Raw genomic sequence first — 18424 nt, forward strand, 5'->3', positions numbered from 1 at the left:
GCTGCCTAGCTGCAGTGTATGCTCCGCTGTGATTGGCAGCGATATCGATGAACAGTTGCTTAATAAATCGGGAATTGGCTATGGTCCATGAGGCGGCTGATCTTCCCCGCCCCTGTTTTGAGCCCGCCCCACTTCAACCATGCGCGATCCTGTACTCAGCTTCCGAGCGCTTTGAGCCAATGTTCAAAGGAAGAGGCCTCCTCGTGTCCGGCATGCGAAACAGAGTGGGCGGGGCGCGGCAACACCACGGAGCTTCGGACTTCGCGGGGGCTGTAACCGAATTCCTTGCTGAAGGCTCGGCTGAAATTAGCCGCTGAACTAAACCCGACGGCTTCGGCAATATTGACAATGCGCCGGCTGTCCGACGGATCGCTAAGCGCAACATGGGCTGCCAGAAGCCGGCGACTTTGTATGTAGTGGAGAACACCACCGCTCGGTTCGAACAACTGATAAAGACGAGAGCGCGAGACGCCGAGCGCCCGGCACATTGAATCCGGCGTCAGATGAGCCGCATCCAGATTGTTGTGGACGTATCGACGGGCTCGCTCCATCAGCGCGACACTCATCAATTGTTCGGTGGCCGCGGCATGTTCCGCCGGGGGCGAGAGGCAGGCAATGATCATGCTGCGTGTTGCGTGCACGATGCGGGGCAGATCATCAGCCGTGAGACTGCGCAGTCTTGCTTCGATGCTGTAGAGGTAGTCGAGCAAAAGGTCGGCAAAGTTGCCGGACAGAATTGAATTATTCTTTGCGTCCAGGGTTGCCGCCGCATCGGCGAACAAATCGCGCGGCAAATAGAGAAAGAGACTTTGGGATTCCGTTGCCCTCCCGCGAAACGGGTAGCCAAGCGATCGAATCTCCAATTTGCCCGGCTGGTTTTCCGCTACGCGGCGATCGACCTCCGTCCACGACCGGCCAGTATGCGGTAAAGCGATATACCAGTGATCGATCGAGCTGGACCGAAGCTTCGCAGCAGAACGCATATAACCATGAGCTGGTGCGCGCTGTTGAACGATCAGCATGCCGCCGAAGTTCCAAGCCGTGTGGTCGGCGGCAAAGCCATCGTCGAGCGATTTGTCATCCGGCAACTTGATCTCGACAAGCGGAGCCATATGCGCCTGCCAGGCGACGAATTGATCCTCTGGCGCCAGTTCGAGCGTCGAAAAGCGCAAAGGTTCGAGCGCCGGTGCAAGTGACGGGGCAGCCTCATTGTCAGGTTGAGCTTCGCGCGGCCAACGACGTCGATCGCGCTCAAGCGCCTGCCTCGCAAGCGCCTTGTCCTGCCTCTTAGCGTCCATCGCGTAGTGCCGTATCCGATTCTGGTATGCCCATCTCCACCGCAATCATGTGGTGTATCACAGGCATCTGGCAAGACTAGCGGAACACGAGTCCACAGAGCCATCACGCTTGGTTACAGCAAGAAATGCATTCCGAGATAAGTTTCTGGATGCGACGATAACGACACTCTTCAACCTGGCGCGTATAGAGTCTGGCACGGTGAAAGCGTAGTTGAGAAGACAACGAAATGAACGCAAAGCTAAAAGCTGAAGCTCGTCGCAAGATAATTCTTGATGGATATTTTAATAACGAACCTTTGAAAGATATTGCAGCCAAGGTCGGATGCTCACTGGCGAGTTTGAAAGTCACCGCCAGTAAACTCGGTTGCACTCGAACTCCGAAAGAGGCGGCGGAATTTCGGCGCGGATTTCATGTCCCCGAACAAAAACTGCGAGATTACCGACAACTTATGATTGCTGGACAGTATAGAGCTCGCGAGTGCGCGCTGATTTGGGACTATTGAAAGACCAATCACCGGTCAGCGAGTAGACTTATTCAAATACACGCCTCAGCGGTTCATCGGCAAAAAAAGCCCGCCGCAAACACGGGTAACGGGCCCTGAAAGGTTCGCACAGATGCTGCGTCGGCGTTCCAATCGCACCTGCCTCAGCCCTCATGATCTGGCTCTTTGCGAACGCGTGTTCGATCAGGTTTGCGCAGATGAACACATTGACTCTTCAAGCCGGGATGCCGAGGCCTTAGCGGTGGCGATTGTCGCAATCTTCCGAAACATTACTACCAAGGAGCGCGAACTGCTGGATGAAGTTAGGTCTCTTCGTCTTTCAAAGGGCGCAGAGGAGGCGCACTAGCCTGGCGGCGTTCCGAGGCGAATTGTTCTAGTGCCGCGTTGGCGCAGCCGGATTGGCATCTGCATTGCCCCCTTGAGCCCCGACAGAGTGTAGCCACAGCGCTTGCGAAGGAGATGGAAATGGGTTTAGCCCAAGACTTGTCTGATGTTGCGCTCACATTCGATTGTCCGGATTGCTCGCATCCGGCGGTAAGGAAGGGCTCTGCGCTGAAAACGATCGCGCACTTCAGATGCGACGGGTGCAACGCCAGGGTACGGATCACCTATCCGCAGAAGCTGGCGATCTTCGAAAAGTACAGGCTATTAGCCCAAGGGGCTTTGCGATAAGACGATCCGGAAACGCGTTGCCAATAGCGGTGACGCGCGATCCCCCACGCTCTGCTCTCATGCGGACTGCGTCCGGCTGGTGGATTAGCAACAACATCGGTCAGGAAGACCTCAAGCGAGCGCTCCAAGCATTGGCGCAAGCCGCTGGCCTGAGATTCGGCGAGGACATAACGTTCCCATCACTTGGGCCGTGGCGAACATCCGAACGATTTTCCCTCAGTCGGCCACGACCTGCCAGGTTTCGTCCGGGTTGAAGCGGTCGATGTATTTGACGATCTGCTCGGTGGTTGGCCCGAGATCAGCCTCGTAGACGACGCCGTGCTGGTTGACGGCGAAGGTTTTTACGCCTGTCTCGCCATATTTGGCGGGCCAGGCGATGAGGCCGAAGCCGGCGATCATGCTGCCGTTGATGACGTAGTCGTAGGCGCCTCCGGCGATATGGTCGCCCTGGCCGGTCAGGATCTTGTACTTGTAGCCGAAATAGCCTTCGCCCTTGGCCGCTTCCTGAAGTTCGGCTTGATCGATATTGGCGCCAGCCGGGCTCTCACCGTTGATGTCGTCGGTTGGCCAGTAGAGCCCGTCGGTAGCACCTTCCGAGCTTATCAGTTTCTGCGCGAACTCCTCCACACCATCCTCGTCGCGATCCTGCGACGCATAGTCCTCCTGCGCATCGACATAGGCGCGCATCGTTTCGATCGCGGTGAGCTCGTTCTCGCCAACATACCGGTTCACGATCTCTTCGAGCCCGGCATAGGTGTCGAAAGCCCACTTGCCATCCTCGCCCTTGACGATCGGAAAAGGCAGCGGCCACAACTTGTCGCCGATCTGCAGTATGCGGCGGTCGCCCTCGCCATCGAGGACAAGCTGCTTGGCCACACCCTCCTTGATCGCCGCCAGCGTCTCATCCGCGTTCTCGTCGGCCTTCAGCTTCTCCGCATCAAGGCCGAGAAGGGCCGCAACCGCACCGTTGCCGGCATCGTTCAGCGCCTTCTTGAACGCCTCGACAGCCGCTTCCTGCGTGTCGAAGACGGGCGGCTCGGCAGCGGCCACGAAGGCGGTGATCTCCGGCGCTTGCGGCGCGTCCTGCGCGGATGCCGGCTGCGAGACGGCGATGCTGGCTGCAAGCACCAGGGCGCAGACAGAGCGGAGAAGGATCGTATGCAAAACTCCCGTGTGACGGGTGGTGCTGAACATCTGTGTCATGATCCTGTCCTCCCGTTCCGTTAACGCCGGCGTCCGCCGCCGCCGCGCTTGATCTGCTTGTGGCCGCCACCTCGGCTGCCGCCGCCCATCGATTGGTGGCCGCGGTTGGAACTCACCCTCGTCACCTTTCCGCGATCGACGTTGCCGAGGCCCGACGGTTTCTTCGGCCGGTTGTCGACCCTGGCTGCGGGTTTCGGCTTGCCAGCCGGGCGGTTCACCTTGGCCGGCTTCGCCGCCGGGCGATTGGCGGTAGGCTTGGCCGTAGGTTTCTTGGCCGCAGGTTTCTGGATGTTGGCGGGCTTGGCGGGACGGGTCACGTTGGCGGGCTTGGCCTTCAGCCCGTCCAGCGTGCTCTTGCGGACGTCTCTCGTTGCAGCCGTCTTGCCCGGAACCCTGTTGGCGAGCTTGTCGTTCTTCTTGATGTCGCGGGCGCGGTCGCGGATGGCGTTGTCGCCGTCCTTTTCGATCCGGTTCTTGATGTTGTTCTGGTCGAACTTGTTGAATTGGTTGCGATCGATGTTGATCTTGCTGCGATCGACATTCTTCCAGTCGACGTCGTTGATGTTGATCTTGCCGTTGAAGTCGCGGTTGTTGAAGCAGTTGTTGCAATCGATGTTGATGTCGTTGCCGTTCCAGCGGCCTCCCCACACGCCCCAGTCGTTCCAGTCGACGGCGGCGGCCCAGATGGCGCCGGTCACCGCCCCGGCGAAGAAGGTCGCTCCGGGATACCAGTAATAGGGATAGGGGTCGGGATAATAGCGGATCGGCTCCCACACATAGTTGGGCTCATAAAACATCTGCGGCGGATATTGCGGGACGTAGATCACTTCGGGGCTCGCCGACTTGATGACAAAATTGTCGTTCTCCTTGACCACCTGGATCTTGTCGTCGGTCTTGATCACGCCCTTGGCAACCGCCTCGTCGCGCAACTGCTGGATGGCAACCAGCACGTCCTTCTGCTGGTAGGCGATGGCATCGCCGAGCGTCTGCGTCCATTCGAGGTCGTCGCTCATCATCTTGACGATGTCCGGATAGTTGAGCAGCGACACCACCGACCCGTCCCAGCTCTCCTTCGGCTTCAAACTCTTGTCCTTCTCGTACCGCTCGAGGAAGCGCCCCGCCTCGACGATCTGCAGCGGATAAAGCGCAGCCGCCGTGATCACCGCGATCAGCTCGTCCGGATAGAGCGCAATCCGCGCAACCAGGACCTCCATCTCGTCGGCGCTCAACGGCTCCGGCGAGGCCGCCGCATCGCCGGATGCGTCAGCCGCCGCGACCTGTTCTTGCCCAAGGACAGGGTGCGCCGAACCAAACCCGGCAAGCAGCAGCGCCAGCGCCGCCGCGCCGATCTTCAACATATCATTGCTCGTCATGCTTTGATCCTCCCTGTCTGTCTCTGTCTCGGCAGGCCTTTGTGCCGGGCCGCTATTTTGGAAATAAGAACGTCATCACGCCGCCGAATCCAAACCCATCGGGGCCGCTGTCGGGACTTTCGGCCCAGTAGCGGACGCCTGCGATAAAACTGACCGGCTGCTCGCCAATCTTGGTGAGCACCAAATTGCTGTTTGCACCCGCCGACGGCTGTGGGCCGAAATAGAGCTCGACCGATCCATCCACGCTCATACCCCAAACCCGCTGACCCGCTCGACGAGCCAGAACGAAGCGACGCCGCCGATGCAGTACGCGCCCACCAGCCGCGGCCAAGCGCCGGACCAGGTCGCCTTGGGGTTGACGAATGCCAGCCACAGCCGGCTAAAGGCCGCGAACGAACCCATGGCGACCGTGATGAAAAGGAGCTGCCCGAGTTCCACCCCGAGATTGAAGAACAGCAGCGCGACGGGGATGGAGTGACCGGGCAGGCCGACCTCGCTCAGCGCGCCGGCAAAACCGAACCCGTGCAGCAGGCCGAAGGCAAAGGCGACGAGCCATGGAAGCCGGGCAGTCAGGCTTTGTCGACCCCGTGTCGAATTGACGATCTCCACCGCGACGAGCGCGATGCTGAGCGCGATCGCCGCCTCGACCGGCGGGCCCGGTACGTGGACGAAGCCGAGTGCGGCCGCCGCCAGCGTGATGCTGTGCGCGACTGTGAAAGCGGTGACAGTAAGGGCGATACGCTTCCAGCCGCGCACGAGAATGAGCAGCGCCAGGACGAACAGCAAATGGTCGATACCGCTCAGGATGTGCTCGACGCCCAGCCAGAGATAAGCAGCCGCCACCAGAGCCGGTCCGGCCGACGCCGGAACCTCGAAGGCGGGGCTGGCCGGCGTAAGACGAGTGGTGCTGGTTTCGCCGCTTAGCCTCTCGATGCGCACGAGCACGTCGGTTCGGCTCTCACGGAGACCGTTGATTGCGATCGTCTGGCCAGCGAGTCCCGCAGGCGCATGGATCGTCCATCGCTCGACGTAAGCGTCGTTCAGGAAAACGCCTTCACGTGGCGTCGTCTCGGCCACATCCTCCGGCAGTCTGGGGTCGAGGGCCAGCCGCAGCCCGCCCATCGCCGGCGCTTTCCAGAGGACGGAGTAGCTATCCGGTGCACTCTCGGTGATCGCGAGATAGGCAGGGCGGAGGTCATGCGCCCATGCCTGCCCGGCGACGATGGTCAGCAGCAGCCAGGCGGCAGCCAGCAGGCGGGTCATGGCGCGGCCTCAGCAAGCTCCTGCCCGTCGGCCTGCTCCGTCCCGTCCGCGACCGTGATGACGTATCGCGACTTCAACTTCTCGTAGAGCAAGTCATTGGCTGCCACCTTGCGGGTGTGAAGCCATTCCCGCCGCGCTGCCTCGCGAACCTCCTCGAATGGGCGCTGACGCGCTTCGATACGTTCGCTGACGCGAACCAGGTGCACGCCGTAGGCCGAGGTCAGCGGGCCTTCCCAGGCCCCGGTGGCCGAGCGGTCGATCGATGCCGCGAAGCTCTCGCCAAATGTTCGCTCCACGTCCGATTTTGCGAGGTCCCGGAAATCGAAGCCTGCCATGAATGGGTCGCCGACTTCCGATGCATCGGCGGTCCCGGTATTCAGGGCCTCGCGCAGGCGCTCCACGTCCGGGGCGCTCGTGCCTGTCCGGAAGTAGATGTGGCTGAATGAAATATGCGGCTCGGCACGGAACCAGTCCGGATGCTCGGCAACGAAGGCCTTCAGCTCGGCGTCGGTCGGCGCGACGTCAAGTGTCAGGTCGGCGACGAATTCCATCTTCTGGCGCATGCGGCGACGGATGATGGCATCGTCCTGGTCGAGGCCCATCGCGATCGCCTCACGGTAGAAGACCTCATCGCGGATGTAGTCCTTGACCAGGGCATCCGTTTCCGCTGCGGTCGGCTCTCGTTGCCAGGTGCGGCTGAAAATCGCTTGCATGCTGGCGATCTGGCCGGCGCTGACGACGATTTCGCCAGGAGCCGTCTCGTCACCGGCAGCCCATTGGTACACCCCAAATAGGGCCGCGCCAATGACGAGGAAATGCAGCAGCGGCTCGCGTAGCAGCATCATGGCACTCCTCATTTTTGCTTGACCGAAGGCAACGAGTACAGCCGGGCGGGTTCCCCCGCCTGCAGAATCGACACGTCGTGGTCGCCCGGTCCACAGTAGAGCGGCTCGGATTCCTCTGCCCGCGGCGCCGGCATGCCGTGATCACCGGGCCGGCTTAACGCATTTGCCAGGGCGGCAAGTGCCGCTCGGACCTGGTCCTGACGGTCAGTCGGACCGTAGAATCGAACCAATCCGTGGCTCTCGGCAGCGGCGGCGTCGAAGGATCCATCGACAAGCCCGCGGACGACCTTTTCGTCGGTCACGATGACAATGTCGCCCTTTGCCGGGCCATCGGCGTGGACTTGGACGGAATAACCACCCTTCGTAGGGGTATACGTTGTCCACATCACGGCGGGTATCAGCAGGACTGAGAAGCTCGGCCCCCTGCCGGTCGCGTAAGCGGCGTTGATTCGCGCGCCGAGCCCGTTCATGCTCTCGGCGGCCAGGCGGAATCCGCTCCCGAACAGATCCGTTTTTCTGGATTCGCGGGGGCGCGGCGGCAGTATGCCGGCCTGCTCAGCCTGCCAGACGGCGGTTCGCACATAGAGCGATTTCGGAAAAACCCAGTTCAACAGGCCGAGGGCAAGATCGTTGGGGTTCTCGTAGCCGCAGGCTAGAGCCGAAGGCGGCGCCACGGCCGCGGCCAGAAGAGCCGCCGCCGCGAGCGCCCGGCACCGCCATCTGTGGCGGGGGAACGTGCTTGCTGGAGCATTTTTCCGCATGGCGTGGCCTCCACGATCATCCTTCCGGCGTGTACCAGATCGGCGAGGTGAAGCCGCGTTCCTGGGTCGTCATAGGGACATCCGCAGGAACATCCTTTAACTCGAAATACTTCGCGTCGTACGCGGTCCAGCGCGGCGTCGGGATCTCGATGACGCGGGCGTAGTAGAAGGCGCGCTCGGCGGCATCGAAGTTCGGGTCCTGCCAGACCGTGATCAACTCGGACGAGCCGATCGTGTTTGTCCAGCCGGCGTTCGGCACGTCGACGGTGTTGCCGACTGGCGGCAGCTTGCCGTCTTGCCCGAGTGCGCGGTTGTCCGACCAGGCGACGTCGTAGACCTGCTCCTGCAGGTTCCCGTCCTTGTCGAGCCACCCCTTGACGATCTGGATGCGATCAAGGTTGGCGCCGATCGAGTCGCGCAGGGCTGCGACGAGGAAGCGCGGCGAGACGCCCTTGGGCGCCGTGCTGAGAGTGCCGCCCATCGGCACGCCGCGCGTATAGCCGGCCTCGGCCGGCGTGCGAGACGTCGCGTCGGCCGCCCCAAAGTCCCAGCCGCCGAAAAACCGCACGACCATGCGCGTGCCCGTCGTGGCATACGTCTCTCGCCGCTCCATCGCATCGAAGATAGCCTCGCGCGTGTTCTCGGTCGCCCAGACGGCGGCATATCCTGAGGATGAGAGCTCCCAGCCCGTAAACGAGCCCGCCGCCCCTTTCTGGAAGACGTTGGTCAGGCGATGGGGGCTGGGTTCCTCCGGCGTGATCTTGCCGAAGTAGTTGTTCTCCTCGACGGCCGCGAGACCCGTATGCGCGTCGGTCGATCCGACCATGCCGATTTTGTAGGGGCTAATGCCGAGTGTCGCTTCGAGTTTGAGCCCATTTTTCAACGCCGCGCGCGCGTATTCGTATTCGAGCATGTCGTTTGTCTTGGCGACGGTCAGATCGAGATTGCCCTTGTCCCAGAGCTCATAGTCGGCGAACTCGTCGGTCGGCGAAAGGAACGGGTGCGCCTCGCTGGTGCCCTTGATTTGCGTCACCTCGAAGAGCGGTTCCCATCGCGCCCGCGTCTCGGCATACGCGCGGTCGATCGGCTTGCCATCGACGGGTTCTATGATCGGGAACATCAACCCGTTCGAGAGATTGCCGTTGTGCGCGATCGCCAGCACATCCCCTCCGGTTTTGCTCTCGTAGGTCTGCATCCAGTCCCAGAGGCCACGCGGATCGGACGTGCCCATCGGTGGAATCGTCGTCAGCGGCTCGACCTGGCGCGCCAAGGCGCCGTCGTTGCGGAAGATCACGTTGCGGTGGAGATTGCCGCCGGGATTCGACGACCATTCGTAACCGATGAAGGCGGTGAAGCGGCCCGGTTCGTTCGCATCGTCGGCCGCCTTGATCGTCTGCTCCCACGCCGTGCGGTAGGGTCGAGTGCCCGGTGCGTAGTTGAGCGCCGCAGGGAGTCTCGATTGGGCGGTGGCCATGTACGCTTCCGTCGCGGCTTCCATGCCTTTGCCCTCCATGATCATATCGTACCAGCGCTGCCCTTCCGGCACGGCGAGCACGTTGGGAGCGCCCGAGACTATGTCCGAGGCCAGGCCGAAATTGTCGGAGTGATCGGTGACGACGAGGAAGTCGAGAGGCCGGCTCAGCCGGACCGGTTGCCCGCTGGAGGCGATCAACTGCTCGCCCTTGGCAAAGCGGTACGCATCGGCCGGCATCAGCGTCGTGCCGAGCATGCCGGCGTCGAACGAGATCGCGGTGTGCAGGTGCGTGTCGCCAAAAAGAGGGCGGTCGGGGAAGTTGCGGTTCGCATAGGGCGAATAAGGGCGCATTTGCAGCACCCCTTCCAGACGCTCGGGCGTAATAGTTCCGATGTCGCTGTTCTGGGCGAGCGCCGGCGCGGCGCAGAGCAGCGCTGTAAGGAAGATGGAATAGTGGGTTCTGTGCATATTCATATCCCTGTACCCCTGTACTCGATCCAACCTACTTGACGCGGCTGTGAACTATCCTCGTGCCGTCTCCAGTGCTTCAGTTTCCGCGCCGATGACGAGGAAATGCAGCAAGCGGTTCGCGAAGCAGCTTCATGGGCAGCCGCTCAACCCGGCGTGTACCAGATCGGCGAAGTGTAAGCGCGCTCCTGCCCGAACATCGGCACGTCGGCGGACATCTTTACGCCGAAGCGTACAGCGTCATAAGCAGTCCAGCGCGGCGTCGGGATTTCGAGAACCCGTGCGTAGTAGACCGCGCGCAGCGCGGGATCGAATTCCGGGTCGGTCCATGTCTTGATCAGTTCGGAAGCGCCGATCGTGTTGGTCCAGGTGGCCGTCGCCACGTCGACCGTATTGCCGACCGCCGGCAGCTTGCCGTCGGCTCCCGGCGCCCGGTTGTCGGACCAGACAATGTCGTAAACCTTCTCCTGGCGCGCGCCGGCGACGTCGATCCAGCCCTTGACGATCTGGATGCGGTCGAGATTGCCGCCAAGCGGATCCTTGAGCGCCGCGACCAGGAAGGTGGGGGACTTGCCGGTCGGCGCCGCACTGAGATCGCCGCCCATGGGCACGCCCTTGGCGTAGCCTGCGAAGGCTGGGCTGCGCGATTGCGCATCCGCATCGGTAAAGTCCCAGCCGCCGAAGAAGCGGACAAGCATTCGCGGGCCGGTAGTCGCGTAAACTTCCTTGCGGCGCATGGCGTCCCAGATCGCCTCGCGCGTATTCTCGGTCGCCCATACACCAGCATAGCCGGAGGCAACCTGCTGCCAACCCATCAGGAACACATCGCCATTGCGCATGAACTCGTGATGCGCGCGATCGGGGCTGGGTTCCGAGCCGGTGTGCTTGCCGAAGAAGTTGTCGTCCTCGCCGGTGGCGAGCGAAGTGTGGCTGTCGGTCGATCCGATCATGCCGAACTTGTAGGGGTTCGTCCCGAGCTTCGCCTCGAGCTGAAGGCCGGTCTGCAGCGCGCTGCGGGCGTACTCGCTCACCAGCATCTCGGGCTTCTTCACCTCGCTCAGGTTGAGGTTGCCCTTGTCCCAGAGCTCGTAGCCGGCGAGTTCGTCGGTCGGCGAGAGATAGGGATGCGCCTCGCCGTCGCCCTTGATCTGCGTCGCCTCGTAAAGCGGCTCCCAGTGCGCGCGTTTCTCCGCATAGTCCGCCGACAGCGGTTGGCCGGTGGCCGGATTGGTCTCCGTCGGGAACATCCAGCCGTTCGATAGATTGCCGTTGTGCGCTATCGCCAGAATCCGCCCACCGGTCTTGTCCTCGTACGCCTGGAGATGCTTCCACAGATCTTCCGGGGTCGTGCTGCCGAGCGGGGGATAGGTCGTAAACGGAAGGGTCTGCGCCGCCTTGTCGCCGCCGTCGCGATAGATCACGACACGATGAAGATTGTTGCCAGGCGGAACTTGCGAGGTCCATTCATAGCCGATGAAGGCGCTGAAACGTCCGGGCTCGTTGTATTTTTCCGCCGCAGCGATGATCTGATCCCAGGTAGATTGAAAACCTTCGGAGCCCGGCAGGAATTCGAGCGCCTTTGGAAATTTGCCGCGTGAGAAGCTGTCAATGATCTCGAGGGCAGCGGTAACGCCGTCTTGGCCGCCTTTTTGCACAAGATCGTACCAGCGCCGGCCGGTTGGGTCTGCGAGCATTTCGGGCTTGCCGGCAAAGAGCGCCGGAAAGAAACCCATATTGTCGGAATGGTCCGAGATGACGAGGAAATCGAGCGGACGCGACAGCTTCACCTGTTCGCCGCCGGAAGCGGTCAGTTCCTCGCCGCGGGCGAAGCGGTAGGCGTCCTCGAAGCCGAGCCGGGTGCCGAAGGCGCCGGCGTCCAGCGACGCGCTGGTGTGTAGGTGCGTGTCGCCCCAGAACACGCGGCTGGGGAAGTTGCGGCCTGCATAGGGCGAATACCCCGGCGCCTTGCCAGGAGCGACGGTCGAGGAGTCGAGGGTGCCAGCATCGGTATTCGTCTGCTGCGCTGCCGCCGGCGAGACGGCAAGTGCGGTTGTCATTGCCACACTGCAGAATAGGTTTCGCCGGAATCTCCGCGTCCAAATCGTCGAAGCAGCCAGTCGGCTCGGCAACAGATAGCCCATGTGTTCCTCCCGATTCAGCATGCTGTGCATCCCGATCCCCACAGCGTGGACGTTAGGGAAAGTTGCACACAAGCCTCTGGGTTGGGAGGTAATTAACTGTATGCTACGGAGCTATTCCGAGGTGGATCGTCAGCTTCCGAGGCTGAGCCCGGCTTTGCTCAGGGAGTTCAGAAAGAACTCGGCATATTTCGCGCTGCCAAGGCGCCGTCACGCCCACGGCGTCTCGCGCAAAGCGCGAAGCCGAAGATGGGACATCGCTTTGACGACACCCCCATTCGTAGGTCACGTTCTGCGTGCAATGCAGCGGAACCCCAGATGGCACGTCGACGTGTCGATCGGCTGCGCCATCCGCGCGGCCGGGCGGTAGCGCCGGCAATAGTTGGGCGCGCAAAGATGCGATCCGCCTTTCATCACCTTGCGCGGGATTCTGATCTGCGGCTGCCGTGGATCGAGGCTGTCGTCCCGTTTGGCACCGCGGGGGTTGTCAACCGTGCAGCACGGGCTGTCGATCTTGCCGTGTTCCTGGTACCAGTCCGTGGTCCACTGCCAGACATTGCCAGCCATGTCGTAGAGGCCGTAGCCGTTGGCGGCAAAGGAGGCGACGGGTGACGTCCCCTCGTAGCCGTCCTCGCAGAGATTCTGCCATGGGAACTCGCCTTGCCAAATATTGGCCATGTGTCGGCCATCGGGCGCCATTTCATCGCCCCAGACAAATTCGGCCGCGTCGAGCCCGCCACGCGCCGCGAATTCCCACTCGGCCTCGGTGGGCAATTCCTTGCCCGCCCACGATGCGTAGGCTTCGGCATCGTCAAAGTTCACATGCACGACCGGATGGTCGGCCAGCCGCTTGATCGACCTCGCCGGCCCGCGCGGATGGCGCCAATTGGCGCCACGGACGTAGACCCACCAATTGTAATGATCGCGAAGATCGACACGCTGTTTGGCCTTGCTGAACACCACCGACGATGGCGCCAGCATGTCCGGCTTCGCTCCAGGATAATCGTCGGGATTTACGGGACGTTCGGCCGAGGTGACGTAACCAGTAGCGTCGACGAAGCGAGCGAACTCGCGGTTGGTGACGGTGCAGGCGTCCATCCAGAAGCCGCCTACTGTCACGCTATGCGCCGGGGCTTCTTCGGGATAGTGCTTGTCCGATCCCATGAGGAATGTACCGCCGGGAATCGACACCATCTGGTCGTGGTGTGCGAGCCCAGGGCCCGCAGACGTTGGTTCGGCGTCGGCAAGTCTTGTCATGGCTTCGTGTCGCTTCCTCTCAAATGCACCGCTTCAGGCCGCGATAGGGATCAGGGCTCGGACGCGAACACCCGGTTCCAATCCTTCTTCATGTCGACAACCGTCCAACCAGAATCGGCTGCGGCGTCGAGACCCTTGTCCAGACGGCCGATGCTTGACTGCCGGTCGTAGGCCCATTCGCGCTCTGCGTCTGTATGATGGACGTAGAGGCAGAAGCGCGGGCCTGGTCCGGCGCAGGTCCATTGCAGCATCTGCAGATCGCCGTCGGAATTGCCGAACGCCGCGATGGGCCGCCGCCCAATATGCTTTTGGATGGCCACCGGCTTGCCCGCCTTGTCGTCAATGAAATCAACTTCCGGCAGCTTGTTGAGAACCATCTGGTCCCCTTTCAACTCGAATTTCATTTTGCCGCTGCTGCCGATCACCTGCTCGGGGGGAATGCCGTAAACCTTCTCGCTGAATACTCGCACGAACTCGATGCCGCCGCCCGAGGCTATGAATGTCTTGAAACCGTTGGCGCGCAAATAGTCCAGCAGCTCCAGCATCGGCTGGTAGATCATCTCCGTGTAGGGTTTGCCTGTCTTCGGATGCTTGGCACTCGCAAACCAGTCGCGGACGATCTGTTCGAACTCGTCGGTGGTCATGCCCGAATGCGCGGCCATCACGATCTCCAGGATCGCGTGTTCTCCGCCGGATAGCGCCGCTTTCACATCGCCCTTCACCAGCGAGGCAAAGGGCTCCTGCGTGTTCCATTCGGGATGTTGGGGAGCGAGCGCCTTGACCCGGTCGAGCGCAAACAGAAGCTGAAAATACATAGGCTGTTCGCCCCACAGCGTCCCGTCATTATCGAACACCGCGATGCGTTCGGGGACAGGCACGAAATCCGCCGACCCTTCCTTGCTCACGGTTTCGACGAACCGCACGATGGATTGCTTCGCCTCGCCTTCGTTCCACGACGCGAGTACTTCCGCGCCTTGCGCGGAAGGCGCAATCGCCATCAACAGAAAAAGGGGCAGCAAATAGCGTCTGGCGGTGCGGGCGAGAACGGTCATGGCTTGACACCTTTGCTTTCTGTAATTTGAGCGGGACGGCCTTCGAACAGCAGCGTCCAAAGCCTGCCTTTCCCGAGTGCGACGTTCAGTTCCCTGGATGCCAGGTAGGGGATCAGTATCAGCAGCATGATCAGGCTTGTCGCGAGTGTTTGCGGCAGCTTGTCGCCGCCGAATTCAGCGAGCGAAGCGGCGATCGTTCGCCCGTGAACCAGCCCGACGACGACTTCCTCGACGACCGAGAGGACGAGAAGCAGGATCAGGTATAACAGGGCCTTGTAGGCTATGACGTAGACCAACCTGCTTCGACGCCGGTCGCCCAATCGGATCATCTGCCCGAGCATTATGAACTTCGCCAGGATCAGTGCCTTGACGGCCGCCAGCCCCGATGGCAGATAGCTGATGCCCTCCTCGCCAAGGATCGCTGCCTTGTAGAGAATGAGCGCACCAAAGCAGACGAATAGATACAAGGACAGGAGCGCGTACTCGCGCAGCTCGTGCTTTGCCCGCTGAGCAATGGTCTCGGTCGAAGGATTGTTGTTCGCGACTGCCATTGATCTGCTTCCGAGTTGGCTTGGAGGCCTGCCGATAGTAGCGAGCGCGGCCTATTCAGAGCGAAGGATCAGTTTCTGCCACCCTCCTGCAGTTTTGCCAGGACCTGGTCGAGCGCGAAGCTGCCGGGCCTCTGCCGCGGCGGGAACTCGACATAGGTCTGGAGGTGTTTGGCGACATAAGCCTGCGCCGGCACGAGCGCGAAGGCGTGCTCGACACGCCATCTGGCGTATTCCCCGGCGTCCGTCTGCGCCCGTTCGAACGGGTCACCCTTGATGTCGAAGAGCTTGGGGAACCGCAGCGGAATCAGCGGGTTCTCCCATACGGCAAGCCCCTCCTCGCGCTGCTCGAGGAAGACCATCTTCCAGCGTTCGTAACGCAAGCCGGCGAGGTTGCCGTCATCGGTCCAGTAGAAGTATTCGTGGCGCTTGCCTTCGCCTTCGCCGGCCAACACGTCGCGTTGGTCGTAGCCATCCAGATGCACTTTGAAGCTCTTGCCGGCAGCATCGTATCCCTTCAACAGCTTAGCCGTCACGTCTGGTTCGCCTGCGGCGGCGACGAGGGTCGGCACGAAATCTTCGTGCGACGTTATATGGTTGATCTCCGTTCCCGGCTTGATGACGCCCGGCCAGCGCATCATGCACGGCACCCGGTAGCCACCTTCCCAGTTTGTGTTCTTCTCGCCTTTGAAGGGCGTGGTGCCGCCGTCCGGCCACGAGAAAACCTCCGCGCCGTTGTCGGTCGTCCAAAGGACGATGGTGTTGTCGGCGATGCCGAGGTCATCGAGCTTGCCCAGAAGCTGGCCGACCATGCCGTCCATCTCCACCATGGCGTCCGCATAGATGCCCAAGCCGGTCTTGCCCTTCGAGGCCGCCTTGAGAAAGGTATAGATGTGTGTGCGGGTGGTGTTGAACCAGCAGAAGAACGGCTTCCCGTCAGCGTTCGAGCGGTCGATGAAATTGAGCGCGCTGCCGAGGAACTCTTCGTCTACGGTTTCCATGCGCTTCTTTGTCAGCGGGCCGGTGTCCTCGATCTCTTGTTTGCCCACCCGCCCGAAGCGCGGATCCTCCGTCGGATCGTCTGTTTCGCTGGCCTTGCACTTCATCACGCCGCGTGGACCAAACCTGGCCTTGAACTCGGGGTTCTTCGGGTAGTCGGGATGCTCTGGCTCGTCCTCTGCATTGAGGTGATAGAGATTGCCGAAGAATTCATCGAAGCCGTGAACGGTAGGCAAGAACTCGTTGCGGTCGCCGAGGTGATTCTTGCCGAATTGCCCGGTAACATAGCCCTGCGGCTTGAGCAGTTCGGCGAGCGTCGGGTCCTTCTCCGACAGCCCTTCCTTGGCACCGGGCAGGCCAACCTTGAGCAGGCCGGTGCGGAAGCAGGATTGGCCGGTGATGAATGCGGCGCGCCCGGCTGTGCAGGACTGCTGGGCGTAGTGGTCGGTCAAGATCGCCCCCTCTTTGGCGATCCGATCGATGTTCGGCGTGCGATAGCCCATCATGCCCCGGTTGTAGGCGCTGAGGTTCCAATAGCCGACGTCATCGCCGAAAATGACGAGGATGTTGGGTTTTGCGCCGGCTGCTTGAGCTTTCGCGCTCGTGGCTATTCCGGATGCGACAGCCGAAATGGCGAGCACAGATCCTCCGGTCAGCAAAATGTCACGCCGGTTCGGTTGTCGGTCTGGATTCGCTTGCTTGCCACTCATCTGACGTCCTCCTTTGATTGCACCGCTTTTCCAGGATGAGCCGAGGATGACCCGAGTTTTCGGTTCCCTGGCATGCTCCGCGTTCTATCGACGAGACGAAAACTGGTCGCAGGACGCTTCAGCCATGCCTTCGGCAAAAATCGTCCTTTATAGCTTTGCCCATTGCCGCTCGGGGCGGAAGGTAATTAACGGTAACCTACGGGCAGAAATCCGCTCGGCCAGCGCAAGAGTCGTCCTTGAGGTGAGTCCGGCTTTTCCTCGATGGGCCAGGGAAGAACTCTTCGTTCTGCCCACGGGCAACCGCAACGAGACCACTCGCTGCGTGTTCTTCACCGAATTCGGCACGTTTTTTTCGAGCCAGGCGATTTCACATGAGCGGTCCGTGTCATGTCCGCCGTTGCCACGGCGGAGATCGTGTCTCGATGGATAGCGTGTTCATCCGGGCGACCCGACAGGAGTGTCCTGCCAACACCCCCGTTACATCAGTGGCCACAGCTTTCTTCGGGGGCCATCCTGTCTAGCGGTGTTCCGTCCGCCCGAGATCTCGATGTCCTCACCACCGTCAGCATGGCGCGACCACCATTGGCCATGAGACCTGGCTAGCCCTTGCATGCGTCCCTCCGCGTCAGTGGCCCGTCAAGACCAGGGTCTGCACCGGAAGCAGCAGCGCCTGAGCCCGCAGGATCGCGGCGTGCACGATTCCGAGCGTGTCTACCATGTGCAGAAACAGCCATCGCGGGGTACCCAGGTCGTCCGACTCGAGTTCGTCATGGTTGTTCGTGTATGCGTTGGCAATGCAACTGCCGCCCGGCGGGACGCCTTCGAGCCCGCCGGCGTAGAGGGGCTCCAGGAATGCGGTGATGGTTCCGGGCCGGGCCGTCTGTGTCACGTCGATCAGTTGGTCGGTGGGCCGGAACTGACCGGACGCGATCGCGTCCTGGACCTGGGTCACCACCATCGGGATAATGGTGAAGGGTTTGCCGATGCATATGACCTCGGCAATCATGCCGGTCTTGATCACCTGAGCCTCGATCTGCCCGAAACCGGCGACGAGCGCCAGTCGGCCCGCCTCGGCGGGGACCAGGATGCCGGCGGGCCGCAGCATCGGATTGACCACGTCGCCGGGCCTGAGCGTGAACTGCTGAACCGTTCCGGTAACGCCGGCCCGAACGAGTGTCTTGTCGATTTCGACTTGTGCCTGGGCGAGTGCCGCCTCGGCGCTTGCCTTCTGCGCCGGCAACAGCGAAGCGATCTTGGCCTGCAGCGCCTGCTTGTTCGCCAGCGCGGCTTCAGCCGCACCCTGCTGACCTTCCGCAACGTCCCGCAGCCGCTCGAGTTCCCGCAAGGGGACGGTATTCGGGTTGCGGCGCCGGAGTTCGGTTTTGGTCTCGAGCTCCGCCAGCGCGTTACGATGGGCGCTCTCGGCCTGCCGGATCTGCCCGTCCGCCACCGCCAGTTCGCTCCGTGCCACTTCGGTCGCAGCATCGACTTCGGCGATGGTTCGGCGAGCCGACTCGTGGACCGCTTCCTGCTGCGAGCTGTCGAGGCGGAACAGCGGCTGGCCGGCCTCGACCTTGTCGTTCAAGCCCACAAAGACCTCGGCGACGCGGCCACCGGTCTCTGGGAGAATGGTGACGGTCCGGAATACGGCCGTGACAGCCGTCGTGGCGGGATGGAAGTAGAAGATGAGCGTGATGAGGGAGACGGTGAGGATCAGGCAAGCGGTGATCCCCCACCGGAGCTCGAACCACACCGAGTAGAAGGTGATCTCCCGGCCGATCCGTTTATCCTGGACGTAGCGGCGAAAAAGATAGTCCGGGAAGATGGTGAGCATGGAGCATAGCAGCAATTCCAACATCG

General features: G+C 61.7%; 15 protein-coding genes. 1 reads left to right on the forward strand and 14 read right to left on the reverse strand.

Annotated features, from left to right (window positions below; all coding sequences use genetic code 11):
- Positions 1-155 precede the first annotated feature (155 nt).
- On the reverse strand, positions 156-1298 hold the full coding sequence (locus tag NMG80_RS27815) for a helix-turn-helix domain-containing protein (RefSeq protein ID WP_254021065.1): 1143 nt from the start codon (positions 1296-1298) through the stop codon (positions 156-158).
- A gap of 227 nt (positions 1299-1525) precedes the next feature.
- Here NMG80_RS27815 and NMG80_RS27820 point away from each other — a divergent pair, with 227 nt between their 5' ends.
- Positions 1526-1801: a hypothetical protein gene (locus tag NMG80_RS27820; protein WP_254021066.1), complete on the forward strand. Its 276-nt coding sequence runs from the start codon at positions 1526-1528 to the stop codon at positions 1799-1801.
- Positions 1802-2689: 888 nt separating this feature from the next.
- Here the strand turns inward: NMG80_RS27820 and NMG80_RS27825 are convergent.
- From NMG80_RS27825 to NMG80_RS27885, 13 genes are all read right to left on the reverse strand, one after another.
- Entirely contained in the window at positions 2690-3676 is a 987-nt protein-coding gene (locus tag NMG80_RS27825; protein WP_254021067.1) for a DUF2950 domain-containing protein, read from the reverse strand.
- Between the two features lie 20 nt (positions 3677-3696).
- On the reverse strand, positions 3697-5049 hold the full coding sequence (locus NMG80_RS27830) for a DUF3300 domain-containing protein (protein WP_254021068.1): 1353 nt from the start codon (positions 5047-5049) through the stop codon (positions 3697-3699).
- Between the two features lie 52 nt (positions 5050-5101).
- Positions 5102-5293, reverse strand: coding sequence for a hypothetical protein (locus NMG80_RS27835; protein ID WP_436798698.1), 192 nt, complete (start codon positions 5291-5293; stop codon positions 5102-5104).
- Between the two features lie 2 nt (positions 5294-5295).
- The gene (locus NMG80_RS27840) at positions 5296-6312 is read right to left on the reverse strand and encodes a HupE/UreJ family protein (RefSeq protein ID WP_254021069.1); all 1017 of its coding nucleotides are present in this window, start codon (positions 6310-6312) and stop codon (positions 5296-5298) included.
- A complete protein-coding gene (locus tag NMG80_RS27845) occupies positions 6309-7157 on the reverse strand; it encodes a peptidyl-prolyl cis-trans isomerase (RefSeq protein ID WP_254021070.1) in 849 nt (282 codons plus the stop codon). The genes NMG80_RS27840 and NMG80_RS27845 overlap by 4 nt, the downstream gene beginning before the upstream one ends.
- A gap of 8 nt (positions 7158-7165) precedes the next feature.
- On the reverse strand, positions 7166-7831 hold the full coding sequence (locus NMG80_RS27850; RefSeq protein WP_254021071.1) for a hypothetical protein: 666 nt from the start codon (positions 7829-7831) through the stop codon (positions 7166-7168).
- 103 nt (positions 7832-7934) lie between these two features.
- Positions 7935-9860, reverse strand: coding sequence for a DUF3604 domain-containing protein (locus NMG80_RS27855; protein WP_254021154.1), 1926 nt, complete (start codon positions 9858-9860; stop codon positions 7935-7937).
- A 146-nt stretch (positions 9861-10006) separates the two neighbouring features.
- Positions 10007-11917, reverse strand: a complete 1911-nt coding sequence (locus NMG80_RS27860) for a DUF3604 domain-containing protein (RefSeq protein ID WP_254021072.1) — start codon at positions 11915-11917, stop codon at positions 10007-10009.
- A gap of 366 nt (positions 11918-12283) precedes the next feature.
- A complete protein-coding gene (locus tag NMG80_RS27865; protein ID WP_254021073.1) occupies positions 12284-13255 on the reverse strand; it encodes a formylglycine-generating enzyme family protein in 972 nt (323 codons plus the stop codon).
- Positions 13256-13305: 50 nt separating this feature from the next.
- A complete protein-coding gene (locus NMG80_RS27870) occupies positions 13306-14307 on the reverse strand; it encodes an HAD family hydrolase (RefSeq protein WP_254021074.1) in 1002 nt (333 codons plus the stop codon).
- A complete protein-coding gene (locus tag NMG80_RS27875) occupies positions 14304-14858 on the reverse strand; it encodes a hypothetical protein (protein ID WP_254021075.1) in 555 nt (184 codons plus the stop codon). The genes NMG80_RS27870 and NMG80_RS27875 overlap by 4 nt, the downstream gene beginning before the upstream one ends.
- 68 nt (positions 14859-14926) lie before the next feature.
- Positions 14927-16564 (reverse strand): arylsulfatase, encoded by a 1638-nt coding sequence (locus NMG80_RS27880; RefSeq protein ID WP_254021076.1) that lies wholly within the window; start codon positions 16562-16564, stop codon positions 14927-14929.
- A gap of 625 nt (positions 16565-17189) precedes the next feature.
- Entirely contained in the window at positions 17190-18422 is a 1233-nt protein-coding gene (locus NMG80_RS27885) for an HlyD family secretion protein (protein WP_254021077.1), read from the reverse strand.
- Between the last annotated feature and the right edge of the window lie 2 nt (positions 18423-18424).

This window comes from Mesorhizobium escarrei, assembly GCF_935825525.1.
In the GTDB taxonomy this organism is placed as follows: Bacteria; Pseudomonadota; Alphaproteobacteria; order Rhizobiales; family Rhizobiaceae; genus Mesorhizobium; species Mesorhizobium escarrei.

Coding starts and splice junctions, on each gene's coding strand:
- NMG80_RS27815 (WP_254021065.1), bottom strand. CDS start 1,298: ATGGACGCTAAGAGGCAGGACAAGGCGCTTGCGAGGCAGGCGCTTGAG.
- NMG80_RS27820 (WP_254021066.1), top strand. CDS start 1,526: ATGAACGCAAAGCTAAAAGCTGAAGCTCGTCGCAAGATAATTCTTGAT.
- NMG80_RS27825 (WP_254021067.1), bottom strand. CDS start 3,676: ATGACACAGATGTTCAGCACCACCCGTCACACGGGAGTTTTGCATACG.
- NMG80_RS27830 (WP_254021068.1), bottom strand. CDS start 5,049: ATGACGAGCAATGATATGTTGAAGATCGGCGCGGCGGCGCTGGCGCTG.
- NMG80_RS27840 (WP_254021069.1), bottom strand. CDS start 6,312: ATGACCCGCCTGCTGGCTGCCGCCTGGCTGCTGCTGACCATCGTCGCC.
- NMG80_RS27845 (WP_254021070.1), bottom strand. CDS start 7,157: ATGATGCTGCTACGCGAGCCGCTGCTGCATTTCCTCGTCATTGGCGCG.
- NMG80_RS27855 (WP_254021154.1), bottom strand. CDS start 9,860: ATGCACAGAACCCACTATTCCATCTTCCTTACAGCGCTGCTCTGCGCC.
- NMG80_RS27860 (WP_254021072.1), bottom strand. CDS start 11,917: ATGACAACCGCACTTGCCGTCTCGCCGGCGGCAGCGCAGCAGACGAAT.
- NMG80_RS27865 (WP_254021073.1), bottom strand. CDS start 13,255: ATGACAAGACTTGCCGACGCCGAACCAACGTCTGCGGGCCCTGGGCTC.
- NMG80_RS27870 (WP_254021074.1), bottom strand. CDS start 14,307: ATGACCGTTCTCGCCCGCACCGCCAGACGCTATTTGCTGCCCCTTTTT.
- NMG80_RS27875 (WP_254021075.1), bottom strand. CDS start 14,858: ATGGCAGTCGCGAACAACAATCCTTCGACCGAGACCATTGCTCAGCGG.
- NMG80_RS27880 (WP_254021076.1), bottom strand. CDS start 16,564: ATGAGTGGCAAGCAAGCGAATCCAGACCGACAACCGAACCGGCGTGAC.
- NMG80_RS27885 (WP_254021077.1), bottom strand. CDS start 18,422: ATGTTGGAATTGCTGCTATGCTCCATGCTCACCATCTTCCCGGACTAT.